The organism is Lactococcus sp. KTH0-1S, assembly GCF_052544945.1.
The window spans coordinates 513670-526917 of record NZ_CP195165.1 but is presented as its reverse complement, the minus strand read 5'-3'; the positions used below and the strand labels follow the sequence as shown (position 1 = coordinate 526917).

The following is a 13248-nucleotide window of genomic DNA, read 5'->3' as shown; positions in this document are numbered from 1 at the left end:
ATCTAACTATATCAGAAAATAAGCTCTTTTTTGGGTGAAGGAATAAACTGAGATATTTTTCTCAATATCATTTTACTATTTTTTGTGATATTATCTATTGATTAATGGTTTTTTTTGGAGTATAATATCAGATAAACAGATGTTTTGTGTTAAATATGCTACTGGAGGGGAGAGATGGATAAAAATAAATTAAATAACTTTTTTGACTACTCACTTGAACCTCGCAGAGCTATCCTTTTTGAAGATGTCAAATCAAATTACGCCTCTATTGAATGCGTTCAACGAAATCTTAACCCTTTGACAACTTCTCTTTGCGTCATGAGTCGTGCAGATAACACTAAAGGTTTAACGCTTGCCTCTAGTCCTACTTTTAAAAAAGTCTTTGGAATGAAAAACATAAGTCGTGCCAGTGATTTACCCTTTATTATTGAAACAAGAAAATTCAATTTCCCACAATGGTATCGAACACATACAGATATTTACGGACAACGGACTGAACCAACTTTGCAGTATGTCGCTTTCATCGAATCTTGGGCAAAACGAACATGGCTTGTTCCGCCTCAAATGCAGCTCTATGTAGATTATAAAATCAAAGTTACTGAAATTCTAACCAATTACACATCAATTGAAGAAATTCACTCTTACTCAATTGATGAATCATTTTTAGATATCACAGAGTCTCTTAACTTCTTCTATCCTGATATTAGAAACCGATATGAGCAAATGAATCTGATTGCTTTAGATTTACAACGTGAGATTTTGGATAAGTTAGGGCTTTATGTAACTGTAGGGATGGGTGATAATCCTCTACTTGCAAAACTTGCCATGGATAACTATGCCAAACATAATCAGAATATGAGAGCATTAATACGGTATGAAGATGTGCCTAGTAAACTCTGGACTCTTCCTAAGATGACTGACTTCTGGGGAATTGGAAAACGAACTGAGAAACGTTTGAACAAGTTAGGAATCAGTTCTATTAAAGCGCTTGCAAATGCTGACCCTCTTCTCCTTAAACAAAAATTAGGCACAATTGGACTCCAACATTTTTTCCATGCAAATGGAATTGATGAAAGTAATGTAAGGGAAAAATATATTCCTAAATCTTCTAGCTTCAGCAATTCTCAAATTCTACCCCGTGACTACCATAAACAAAAAGAAATAGAACTTGTGATTAAAGAAATGGCTGAAAACTTAGCGATAAGGCTAAGAAAGGGTGGAAAAATGGCAAGCAATCTTTCACTTTATGTGGGTGCTGCAGCAAGCTCTGAACACTCTTCTATTAAAATTTCACGCAATATTGAAGCAACGCAAAATACAAAGGAACTGCAAGACCTCGCAATTCGTTTATTTCGTGAAAAATATCAAGGTGGAGCAGTAAGGCAAATAGGAATAAGTGGTAATCAACTTTCTGATAATTCCGTCAAACAACTTTCTTTATTTGAAACTGTTGAAGAAAGTCAAGCCAACGAAAAGCAGGAATCTCTTCAAAAAGCAATTGACGAAATCAGAGAAAAATTTGATTTTCTATCCATTCAAAAAGCAAGTAGTTTATCCGAAGGTTCACGTGTGATTTATCGAAATAAACTTATTGGAGGTCATGCAGTAAGTCAAAATAAGGAGGATAAAGATGTCAGTTGACCGTTCTTATAGTACTTATGAAGTCATTCGAGCATATCAGGATAGAGGAATGATGAAATGGGGATCATTTGCGACCGGAGAGTTGACCGAGGCCCAAAATGCATTTGTTAAAGAGCAAAATAGTGATAAAATCTTACAACCTTTATCACATCACATTATACTTCATCTTCTCAACCAGTCATTTACTAATCAAGTACAAGTCAAAATTAAATATCAATCTAAGGATAAAATAACTGAAGTTTTTGGTTTTGTATCAGAATTTATCAATAATCAAGTTAGAATAAAATCCACAGATAAAATTCACCTCATATCTATCGAAAAAATTATAAATATTTCATAATTAATAAAAAATGCATGTTATGTCCAAACATGCATTTTTTATTATTATAGCTTCTTTGAATACAATAATTTCATAAATAAGAATAATTTTTAATATTTATTCAGATGACATCTCATGATATAATTGTTTAAAGAATAAGTTCAAAAGGAGAAGATTTATGGAATATCAACTAAGTTCAACATCAATGGCACCACTAGTGGAGATTAGTCTTAACAATAATGAAGAGATTCAAATTGAGTCTGGAGCGATGGTCTATCATAACGCTGCTGTTAAACTTGAAGGAAAAATGAACAGCAATGGAAAAGGAGGACTTGGAGGTGCTTTAAAAGCTCTTGGTCGTTCAATTACAAGTGGAGAAAGTTTCTTTATTACTAAAGCAAGCGCAATAGGTACAAATGGTAAAATTTCGCTTGCTCCTGCTAGCCTTGGTTCAATCAAGGAAATTCTTGTCGGTCAAGAACAGTGGAATCTTAACACAGGGGCATTCCTCGTTAGTGAGGGTGGTGTCCATTACATAATGGAACGTCAAAAATTAGATGGAGCATTATTTGGAGGAACTGGTGGTCTTTTTGTGATGAAAACACAGGGCAGCGGAAAGATGTTAATCAGCGGTTACGGGGATATTGTAGAAATAGCTCTTGATGGAACAGAAGATTTTGTAGTTGATAACCAACATGTTTTAGCATGGACTGAATCTTTGAGTTATTCAATTGAAGTTGCTTCCGGAACATTTGGTTTTAAGACAGGAGAAGGGTTAGTTAATAAATTTCGAGGTAAGGGAAAAATCCTGATTCAAAGTAGAAATGTTGAAGCCCTCGCACAGTCAATCATTCCATTCATACCAAGTAAAGGATAAATAAAAAGTCACTAAACTTTAGTGGCTTTTTATTTTATAAGTTTTCATATTTTTCAATGGTATCTTGTTGTTTTATGTCTTTTAAATTCTGCACACTAAATTTTATTTTAGTTTCTATAATGCATTGTTATAAAGGAATCCAGTAATATTTACATATCTAAAATATAGTTGAGCGATTACTTTTCCTTTCCCCGTTTTACCTTCTAAACCTTAGAAGATTCTTCACTAATTTCTTTCCCTATAATATAAAAAGATAGAGCAATATTTTTCTTGCTCTATCTTTTTATATTGTTAATTATTTTTTACTTTGTTTCCGCAATTTGTAGAACTGGTTTTTTTGAACTATAAGTGCTCAAGTTCTTAGCAAACGCTACCAAAAGGGGATTAGTGTTATGTTTTTCGATCGCTTCCTGTGATTCCCAATTTTCTATCATCACAAATTCAAGCTGATTATCCGTAGATTCATAAAGAGAGTATTCCAGACATCCTTCATCCTTTTTGGAAGCCGAAATCAGACCTTCTATCTCTTTTAAGAATTGAGTTTTTTTATCTTCTTTAATATAAAATTTAGCATTTACAATAATCATAATTTTTATTCCTTTTTATTTATTGATATTTATTTTTCCATTTTTGGAAAAATAAATACTTGACGAGTCAATGATTGATAAGTCATATAATAAAATATTTTACTTGTTTTTGCAAATATTTTAGATTACACAGAATAAAAATTTATATGATTTCTTTATTTTCTCATTTAAATAAAAAGAACTGCCTTTAATGACAGTTTTAAGGACTATTATAAAATTAGATATAATTAAAGTTCCATAAAAGCATAATAGTTACCCGAAGGGCTTTGGAAATTAAATGCTTTTTTCCCGTTAGCATCCATCAAGTCGCTTGTTGTAGGAGTAATCTTCTTTAATTTTTCATTCATCTCTTCTATATTATCTACTGTGAATAGTAATGACGGTTTATCATTCGCAACTTCGGGTGAGACTTTTTTTATAAACTCGATATCCCAAATTTGTAAAAAAGCATTGCCATCTGATAGCGGTGCAATTACAACTGAATCTGAGTTTTCCATCTTATGTCTTTCAATTTCTAAAAAACCGATTGACCTGAAAAAATCTACTTCTTTTTCTACTTCTTTTACATAAAGATTGATACAGATATCAAAAACCATATTTATTTTCCTTTTTTCCTTTGACACTATCATTATATCGCTAAAATATTTAATATATCCACTAACTTCTTTTAGCTCCCTAGCTTACAAATTCTTTATCTAGATAAGGAAAATAGAAATTAGTTTTCTAAGCTTTGTAGCTCTTTTAATGCAGGTTTTGGTATTTCTTTCTCTTGGACCTCATTCCAGTTTGTTACACCTTTATGCTTGTTATAAGTCAGTTCTAAATAGGCTTGGTTTCTTAAATTATGACTAGCCATAAACTTTACTAACTTTTTATCTCCTTTTGAATTGAAAGAATCAAGTTTGTAGTGATAAATTACCATTGGTGTATGATCATCAGCAGTCGTCTCTTCCCGCTCACCATTAACTAATATTTGAACAAAGTAACTTTCCCCACCATAATTCATTTTATAATATGTATATCCAGAAGCGATTATCATAACCATAATAGCTAACAATCCTACTAATACTTTCTTCACAATATATTCTCCTTTATTTTATACCCTTATTATATCAAGGAGCTGGATTAATAAGCTTACAATTTTGAAAGCATACGAATGTTGTTTTATATAAGAATAAAAAGGAAATTACTAAAATTATGGGCCTTTATGATTGAGAACTTAGTCTACAAGCCCTTTTTACCAATAAAAGGAACAAACTTCGGGGTAGTTTTTGCATATTTTTTAAAATCTTCACGATTCTTATATTTTTTTTCAAGAATTGGTACACCAGATACAAATAAAAGGAGACTAGTAATCAATAGTGGACTAATAACCAACCAAAGCGTTGATAAAGTCGTCAAAGAGATCAAGAATATTCCCCACCAACACATTGACTCGCCAAAATAATTAGGATGTCGTGTTAGTGACCACAGGCCACTAGTCAATAGTTTTCCTTTATTTTGGGGTAGTTTTTTAAAGACTTCTAACTGACGATCTCCAAAAACTTCAAAGATAAAGCCAAATATCCAAATTATTATACCTAAAATTTGCCACCAATAAAATTGAGAATTAACATTTGAATTGACTTGAATAATTGGGAGTGAAATGATGATTAACAAAAGATATTGCACCATAAATACCGTTAGAAAAGCTTTCAATTTCGGAAAATTATTGCCCCACCTTTTACGCATATTTGTATAGCGATAATCCTCGGGTTTATTCCAATTTCGTCTTCCTAAATGAATTGCTAAACGTACTCCCCATAATATGACTAATACTAAGATTAGGCTATTTTGAATCGTAATTCTCGGAGAAAATAAATAAGAGACCACAGCTGTAAGAACAAATCCTCCGCCCCAAGCAATATCTATCAATCCGTAATTCTTCTTAGATGTCGCAATAAGAAACCAACAGATGAAATAAAGTAATAAAGTTACCAAAACGGCTATATAATTCATTTGACCTCCTTTAATAGTCCGGCAATTGCTAAACTTCCAATCCCTGCAGAAATTCCAATTGCTGCTGAACTGTCTATAATTTCACAGTTTTTAGTAGTTTTTTCTTTCAATAGTTCATTTATCTTTAAAGCTGATTCTTCGGATAAAACATGTGTCAAAGCTAATTCTTCGATTTGTCCTTCTTTTGACAATAGGTTAATTTTTTTCAAAATTTTATCCATACTCTTATTTTGACTAAAAGAAGCACCAATCAGCTTTCCGTTTCCTCTTTTATCAAGACTAATAATTGGATGCATTGAAAGTTTTTGTGCGGTTTCTCCCAAAATTTTTGGAATTCTTCCCGAATTTATCATTGGCGATAAATCTTCTACTGCCACATAAATAAATATCCGGTCAGTTATTTTTTCTGTTTCATTAAGTACTGATTCAATAGAACGCTCTTCACTAATCAATTTGGCAACTTGTTTAACTAGTAGTCCTTGAGCCACTGAATTTAATCTGGAATCTATGAGATGTACTCGGTTTTCTAAGGATTTCTTTGCTGTAATTCTTTGGTTGAGAAGCTGATAAGTGCCACTTAGTTTTGAAGAAACTGAAATCACGATGATATGTTCATATTTTCCTTCTAAAAAGGAGAAAAGTGAATCAACAGATTGAATGCTTGGTTGAGAAGTTGTCATTTTTAAATTCTTATTATACTTTTCTGAAAAAATTTGAGGATTGATTGTAAGTTTATCTAAAAAGGCTTGCTCACCAACTGAAACATTTAATGGTAAAACAAAAATTTGATTTTCAAGTATAAAATCAGCAGATAGATCGGCAACAGAATCTGTGACAATAGCAATGGATGATTTTCTATTTTGTGATATTTCATATTGTAATTGCATATCATCAACTTTTTGGTAGATAATCGTTCCTGTTTTTTCTAACAATGCTAATATATTTTCTGGATGGTTAGTATGGATATGAATCTTTATTTGTTTTTTACTTCCAGCGATAACTAAAGAATCTCCCCATTTCCTTAGTGATTCTTTTAAGTCTTTTTCTTGTTTTAAGGGTTCTTTGATAATAAATTCTGAACAATACCTATTTTTAGGTGCATCAGAGATAAAGTGTTCTTTAATCGCTTCTTTATTTACTTCTTTTATGGCAGGGATAAGTTCTTCTTGTATCTTACTTACCTTTTCTCCACAGTAAGCGTCAGTAAAACCGGATATAAAGTAGTAAAAACCTTTTGCTCCAGAGTCAACGAGTTTATTCTTTTTTAAAATTGACATCTGAAATTGTGTTTCCTTAAGAGCTTCCCAAGCTTCTCCTTTTGCTTCTAGCAAGGCTTTTTCAAAAGATGTACTTTCTTTAAAAGTGATCAGTAATACTTCTGCCCATCTTTTCATAACTGATAAAATCGTTCCTTCTTTAGGCTCAATCAAAGAATCATAGGCGCTCTTTACTGCTCTGTTGAAAGCTAAAACAAGTATTTCTAAGTTCGTTTCATATACACTATAGTAATCTGAAACGGCATTTAAGTACTGGGCAAAAATAATTCCAGAATTTCCCCGAGCCCCAATGAGCGCTGCCGAAGCTACTTCATCAAATAAAAGGTTCGTTGAATAATTATTATTAGATAAATTATCAATGATTGTTTGCATTAAAGATGCTAAATTACTCCCTGTATCTCCATCGGCAACTGGGAATACATTTATTTTGTTTAGTTCATCTTTTCCACTAATAACCTTTTGCGCTCCTGCTATGATACTTTCTAGTAGACGGTCTTCAGATTTTAACTTTTCCATTCTTTATCCTTCCATAAATTTTGTAATCACAAGAAACGAAAGACTTGCACTTAAAGAGCTTACAAAAGTCCCCCAAATAATATCAATTGTCGTTACCATTAGTGACCAGCCTTTAATTGATGCCAAATTTGTTAAATCGTATGTAGAATAACATACTAATCCTAGTAGAGCACCACTCAGTAAGACGTAAGTTATACTATTTTTTTCAAGTCCAGGCATTAATACAAAAAAGGTTAGTGCTCCTAGATAAATAATATAGAAGATAATGGCCGGAATAACTTTAAAATCTCCCATCAAGTTGCCAATATTTGGCTGATAGATTTTTTTATTTGCAAAAAAGAGCCAGCAAATATCTAAAATTAAAAAAATTACTCCACTTATAATAAAGGGTTTAATAAAATTCATTATTTTTCTCCAATCAATAACTTTCAGTTTTACAGATGTATATACTCATGAATATCAAAATTTTTATATTATATAATTATTATTTATTGCCCAAACCATCAGATTCTCCTCAAATTATTTAGTTCAAGATAGCAACTGATATACTCAAATATGTTGCGAAAATAATCCAAATAAAATAAGGAATTAGAAGGAATGCAGACCACTTATTAATTTTTGAAAATTTAATGATGCAGAGATAAACAATAAAATCTAGTAAGAGAATAATTATAACTCCTAACCAAAAATAGCCTTTGAAAAAAATAATACTCCAAATAAAGTTTAAGATAAGTTGTATTCCAAAATAGAATAAAGCATTTTGGCCCTCACTTCTTTGAGTTTTCAGCTTATAAAAAATCAAATAGGCGGAAATGGCGATAAGAGCATATAATACAGGCCAAACAATCCCAAAAAGATAGTCTGGTGGGGCGAGGGGTGGGAGTCTAAGATTATTATAAATCCCCTTAATATCCCCCGCCAAGAGGCCAGACAGGCCACCAATTAGCTCAATTCCTACAATAAATAATATTAGTTGTCCCAATGATTTTAGTTTTTTACTAGTCATAATTTCTCTCCCTTTCATAATGAATGCGTTCTTTTGATTACCATACTTATATTATTACATAAATAGTTAGTCAAGCTGGTTTATTCGCTTGATAACTTTATAACTTAGTATAATCATCTCTAATTTGTTAAAAAATAAAAATGTACTGGAAAATTTCCAGTAACATTTTATAAGAGTTATTTTTAGTCGTTTTTATTATTTGTAAGTGAATATCTGTGAGGGAATTGAACCACTCGTAATGTAGCTTTTAAGGACTTTATCAGCATCTCGTTTTTCTTTTATTACACTTACAAATTTAGCTTTTGCATCAAATTTTTGATAATCTTCATCATTAAGAATCAATAGCTTAGAAGTGGCACTATATTCTCCTAGAACAATATATTTTGTACTTTTAGGTTTCACTGACTGTCCTTTATCATCAGTTATTGTTTTATCTTCCTTTCCTGTCCACAAAGCTGGCTCAGCTGATAAGTTTTCTACTGTCTTAAATTTAAACTTATCTCCTTTTTTGGTTACATTATTAAAAACTTTTTCATTTATTAATTTATTAGCAGCTTGAGTATTCAAGACTAAAACATCTGATTTTGAACTGTATTTACCTTCTACAGTTAAACTTTTATCAATATATTTTTTATTATTTTCTAATATAGTATCTGCTTCATCCTTATTATCACTATACATGATTATACCGTGAACATGAGCAAAATTTTTTTTGAAAAAGTCATAACCGAGAAATCCGGTAATGGCAATTGGTACCATGATAATTAGCGCTATTAGTATTTTCTTCATTCTATATCTTTCCTTTTTTTCTTTTTACAATTTAGCTACTCTTTCATTCTAACATCAAGTCCTATGACTCCTTCTTACGTTTTTGTAATGAAAAAACGAGTGCTAAAAACCTCAAGAAAGACATTTTTTTCTTGAGGTTTGCTAATATTTTTTAAATAGGAAGAAGGGAGATAACAATAAGCATTAAAACACCTCCCAATACACTAAAAAGGATAATTTTTCTATGTAAGAGTAATGCGATATATTCACGAATTAAGGCCGTAGGTAAGAAATAAAGTGCTGTGGGTGCCCCTACTCCTTGGGCTTTTAATTTTACTCTTTGCGCATATAAACTTCCTCTGAGAACATGATAATTATTGGTTGAAAAAATGATTGAAGGGGGCATTTCTTTATCTGACCAATCCTCATTAATTATCCTTTTAGAAAATAACATATTCTCATAAGTAGTGGTGGATTTATCTTCAAAAAGAATTTGATGATTAGGAATGTTTTGTGATTGAAGGTGTTTTCGCATGGCGAAGGCCTCTGATACAGGCTCATCCGATCCCTGTCCGCCACTAACAACAAATTTGGCTGTAGGATTTTTCTGGTAGTATTCAATTCCTTTGTCCAATCGACTCTTCAACAAGGGGGGAACTTCTTCACTTCTAACACCTGAACCCAAAATGATAATATAATCTATCTTTTTTTGTAAAGGAATCATTTGGCTCATCCATGAATATAAAATGTAGGCTGCAAACAAAAAACAGAGAATTATATCAATAAGTAAAATATAAAGAAGAATGTACCAGATTATTTGTGGTATTGTTTTTGTTGAAAAAGCTAATAACATAAAGAGAGCTGGAAAAGCAATGAGTAGATTTAAGCCAAATAGAGCAGATAATTTTGCAGTGGCACTTTTACCTTCTTTAGTTCTCATTGTTTTTGAGTTAAAAATGAAATATCCACAGACCAATAAAAATATTAAGGGAAGGATTCCATAAGCAATGATCAAGGTTGCATAATCACCCGACGGAAGATAAAGATAAATAAGGTTTAATAATTCAAAAAACAGAGAGGCTAAGCTCAATATCAGACCTGAGGCTAGAAAAATTCCTCCTATTATACTGCGTTTATTGATTTTTAATCTTAGCAGGCCAATTAGCATGATAATCAGGGATATTATTAAAAAAGCCATTCAAACTCCTTGTGTTTAATCTATTCTATTATAACATAGCCTTCTATCCTAATCTCTTTGCATGTATTAAAAAAATCCCACTGTTCAAATGTGAGATTTTTGTTTATCAACCCAAATGCATAAAAAGAATTGGATATTGATTTCCTTGTTCATCAATTGGATTTCTTTTATAAACTTTAAAGCCTAAATACTCATAAAATCCTTTGGCTTTCGGATTTTGTTCATTCACTACAAGTTCATTTACCGAATAATTTTCAATTGCTTCTTCAATTAACTTTCTGCCTAATCCTGTTTTCATGTGTGCAGGGCTAATAAATAACATTTCAAGTTTGTTTTTATAAATTCCCATGAAGGCTATCGGATTTTCTGTCTTATCTGTTTCAACTATCAAATGTTCAATTTCTCTTAGGGCTTGAGGAACATATTTTTTTATTTCTTCTATCTCTTTGTTTGATAAAAATAAATGACTGGCTTTAACCGAATTTTCCCACAAGTTTACCAATTTTTCAATAAGAACTTGGCTTCTTTTTACTTTACTTATTTCGTTCATTTAATCTTTCTATTTAATTATTATTTGTTATTTGAAATATTTTTTTAGAAGAGAATCAAAGTTTCTGAAAAGTGATTCAGAAAAGAGGGAAAGCAGTGCAACCAGAACAAAACTGTCCAACGAAATTTTGCTGATAGAGAAGAGGGAATTGAACATGAAACCTGAGATAATTATCCCAACAATATTAAAAATGATTATTCCCATTTTAAAACGGTTGAGTGGTGCACTGATTTTAGTTAAAATCATAAATCCAACAACAGCTAGTAAGATAACTGCTGAAGTTGAAATTTCTGATGCCGTCAATTTGAAGGCAGCTCCAGCAATAACGACTCCTAAAACGGCCGTAATTTCAGTCAAGCTGGCTGGTAATGCTTTTAAGATAACATTTTTAATAAAATCTTTTTCAATTCGTTTGTCATTTTCTTCTAAAGAGAGTAAGAATCCTGGAATCCCAATAGTGAATAAACTGATAAGTGAAAGTTGTGAAGCTTGTAAGGGATAGGTGAAGACAAAGATTGCTGAGATAATTGCCAAGATGATTGAAAAGAGATTTTTTACAAGGAAAAGAATGGCTGAACGTTGAACATTATTGACGACTCGACGTCCTTCTGTGACTACTTGTGTCATATGCCCAAAATCTGAATCTAATAAGACAACTTGTGCAACTTGGGTCGCGGCATCACTCCCGGAAGCCATGGCAATGCTACAATCAGCACTTTTCATGGCTAAAATATCATTAACACCATCTCCGGTCATTGCGACAGTATGATCTTTACGTTTGAGGGCTTGAACGAGACGGCGTTTTTGGTCAGGCGTCACACGTCCAAAAACGGTATATGATTCAACCGCTTGGTCTAAATCTTCTTTCGTTTTCAATAAATTTGCATCAATGAAACGTTCAGCTCCAGTAATTCCGGCTCTTTTTGCAACTGCCGACACGGTTTGAGGGTTATCACCTGAAATAACTTTGATATTGACTCCTTGCTCTGCAAAGTAGTTAAATGTCGATTTAGCATTTTCTCTGATGGGATTGGCTAACACAACGTAGCCAAGTGCGTAAGCCCCCAAATTAAGTTGGTCATAATTTTTTTCTTTTGTTCCCGCTAAAACTAGGACACGAAAGCCTTCTTCTAAGAGATGATTGATTTCAGAGCTAATTTTCTCATAAGTTTTCCCTAAAACAATTTCTGGTGCGCCTAAAAGATAACTTTCATTTTCAAAACAAACAGCACTATATTTTACTTTTGATGAAAATGGAATAATTTTTTTTACACCGGTCATTTGATTTTGAAGGTCACCTTTTGCAAGCATAAACTCTCGAATTGCTTTCATGGTGTCATTGTCATCAGTATTTGCTGAAATGTAGTCAGATAAAAGAGACATAAATTTCACTTCGCTTATATTACTACTTGGGCTAACAAATACTTGCTCAACTGACATTCTGGGTTCTGTGATTGTTCCTGTTTTATCGACACATAAAACGTCAACACGCGCTAAGGACTCAATACTTTTCATATTGTGCAATAGCACTTGATTACGAGCCAATTTCACACTACTGAGGGTTAAGGCAATGGTTGTTAAAAGATACAATCCCTCTGGAATCATTCCAATAACCGCTGCCACCATTGCTACAACACTGGTTTGAAGTGTATTATGATTGACAAAGTAATTTTGGGTAAATAAAATGACTGCTATCGGAAGAATAATAAAGCTGACCCACTTTAATAATTTATTGAGGGCCCGTAACATCTCAGAGTCTTCCCCATGGTCAACTAATTTGGCTTGTTCTGTTAATTTGGAAATGTAGGAATCTTTTCCGACTTTTTCCAAAATGACTTTGGCTTCTCCTGACACAACAAAACTTCCTGACAGAAGTTTGTCATCAACATTTTTTTCAATTTCGTCAGCTTCACCTGTTAAAAGTGATTCATTGACAAAAATACTTCCTTCGACAATGCGAGCGTCAGCGACAATTTGATTCCCTGTTTTAAGAATAATAATATCTTCTTCAACCAAATCATCTGAAGCAATTTTTTCTTGTTTACCATTCCTTATCACTGTGGATTGCGGAGCGTGCAGGAGAGTCATTTGGTCCAAATAGCGTTTGGCTTTGATTTCTTGATAAATTCCGACAATTGTATTAATGACAATTATTGGAAGGAAAATAAGCTGATTCCATGCTTGAACTAAACTGATTAGAATCGCAATGACTGCAAATATTAAGTTGAAAAATGTAAAAGTATTTCGTTTTACAATTTCCCAAACAGGACGATCTGTCTCATCTATATTTTTATTTATCTTTCCTTGGCGAATCCGTTCCTCAACCTCAAAACTTGTTAATCCTTTTAAAGTCATCTTTTTTACTCTCTATTTCTTCTCAATTTCAATTTTTGATTTCAATTATATAGTATTTTTAAGAATACTTTGTTCTATCTTAACATAGTTCTGAGAAGTCCTGCAAACGGTAAAAATGTTATTTTTGATTCGTTAAACTTTTTTCTAATTAAATAT

General features: G+C 32.2%; 14 protein-coding genes. 3 read left to right on the top strand and 11 right to left on the bottom strand.

Annotated elements, in window-relative coordinates; genetic code table 11:
• Positions 1-174 precede the first annotated feature (174 nt).
• The 3 genes from ACRYLU_RS02705 (at position 175) to ACRYLU_RS02695 (ending at position 2837) form a co-directional block, all read left to right on the top strand.
• A complete protein-coding gene (locus tag ACRYLU_RS02705; protein ID WP_445081162.1) occupies positions 175-1641 on the top strand; it encodes a Y-family DNA polymerase in 1467 nt (488 codons plus the stop codon).
• Positions 1631-1981, top strand: coding sequence for a hypothetical protein (locus ACRYLU_RS02700; RefSeq protein WP_042230115.1), 351 nt, complete (start codon positions 1631-1633; stop codon positions 1979-1981). The genes ACRYLU_RS02705 and ACRYLU_RS02700 overlap by 11 nt, the downstream gene beginning before the upstream one ends.
• A 157-nt stretch (positions 1982-2138) precedes the next feature.
• Positions 2139-2837 (top strand): TIGR00266 family protein, encoded by a 699-nt coding sequence (locus tag ACRYLU_RS02695; protein WP_146978417.1) that lies wholly within the window; start codon positions 2139-2141, stop codon positions 2835-2837.
• A gap of 302 nt (positions 2838-3139) precedes the next feature.
• Here ACRYLU_RS02695 and ACRYLU_RS02690 read toward each other — a convergent pair whose 3' ends face one another.
• The 11 genes from ACRYLU_RS02690 to ACRYLU_RS02640 form a co-directional block, all read right to left on the bottom strand.
• On the bottom strand, positions 3140-3424 hold the full coding sequence (locus ACRYLU_RS02690; RefSeq protein WP_259746089.1) for a putative quinol monooxygenase: 285 nt from the start codon (positions 3422-3424) through the stop codon (positions 3140-3142).
• A 227-nt stretch (positions 3425-3651) separates the two neighbouring features.
• The gene (locus tag ACRYLU_RS02685) at positions 3652-4020 is read right to left on the bottom strand and encodes a glyoxalase (RefSeq protein ID WP_445081161.1); all 369 of its coding nucleotides are present in this window, start codon (positions 4018-4020) and stop codon (positions 3652-3654) included.
• Between the two features lie 119 nt (positions 4021-4139).
• On the bottom strand, positions 4140-4502 hold the full coding sequence (locus ACRYLU_RS02680; RefSeq protein WP_103054494.1) for a YxeA family protein: 363 nt from the start codon (positions 4500-4502) through the stop codon (positions 4140-4142).
• 146 nt (positions 4503-4648) lie between these two features.
• Positions 4649-5422 carry a DUF1295 domain-containing protein gene (locus ACRYLU_RS02675; protein ID WP_305774429.1) on the bottom strand — a complete coding sequence of 258 codons (774 nt, stop codon included), beginning with the start codon at positions 5420-5422 and terminating at the stop codon, positions 4649-4651.
• Positions 5419-7215, bottom strand: a complete 1797-nt coding sequence (locus tag ACRYLU_RS02670) for a DAK2 domain-containing protein (protein WP_445081160.1) — start codon at positions 7213-7215, stop codon at positions 5419-5421. Before ACRYLU_RS02670 ends, ACRYLU_RS02675 begins: the two co-directional genes overlap by 4 nt.
• A gap of 3 nt (positions 7216-7218) precedes the next feature.
• Complete coding sequence (locus tag ACRYLU_RS02665; RefSeq protein ID WP_146978414.1) at positions 7219-7620, bottom strand: DUF2177 family protein; 402 nt, start codon at positions 7618-7620, stop codon at positions 7219-7221.
• 118 nt (positions 7621-7738) lie between these two features.
• A complete protein-coding gene (locus ACRYLU_RS02660; protein ID WP_334201916.1) occupies positions 7739-8221 on the bottom strand; it encodes a TspO/MBR family protein in 483 nt (160 codons plus the stop codon).
• A gap of 195 nt (positions 8222-8416) precedes the next feature.
• On the bottom strand, positions 8417-9010 hold the full coding sequence (locus tag ACRYLU_RS02655) for a lipoprotein BA_5634 family protein (RefSeq protein ID WP_098394103.1): 594 nt from the start codon (positions 9008-9010) through the stop codon (positions 8417-8419).
• Between the two features lie 151 nt (positions 9011-9161).
• On the bottom strand, positions 9162-10187 hold the full coding sequence (locus ACRYLU_RS02650; protein ID WP_445081159.1) for a YdcF family protein: 1026 nt from the start codon (positions 10185-10187) through the stop codon (positions 9162-9164).
• Positions 10188-10293: 106 nt separating this feature from the next.
• On the bottom strand, positions 10294-10737 hold the full coding sequence (locus tag ACRYLU_RS02645) for a GNAT family N-acetyltransferase (protein WP_445081158.1): 444 nt from the start codon (positions 10735-10737) through the stop codon (positions 10294-10296).
• 27 nt (positions 10738-10764) lie between these two features.
• Complete coding sequence (locus ACRYLU_RS02640; RefSeq protein WP_445081157.1) at positions 10765-13092, bottom strand: cation-translocating P-type ATPase; 2328 nt, start codon at positions 13090-13092, stop codon at positions 10765-10767.
• Between the last annotated feature and the right edge of the window lie 156 nt (positions 13093-13248).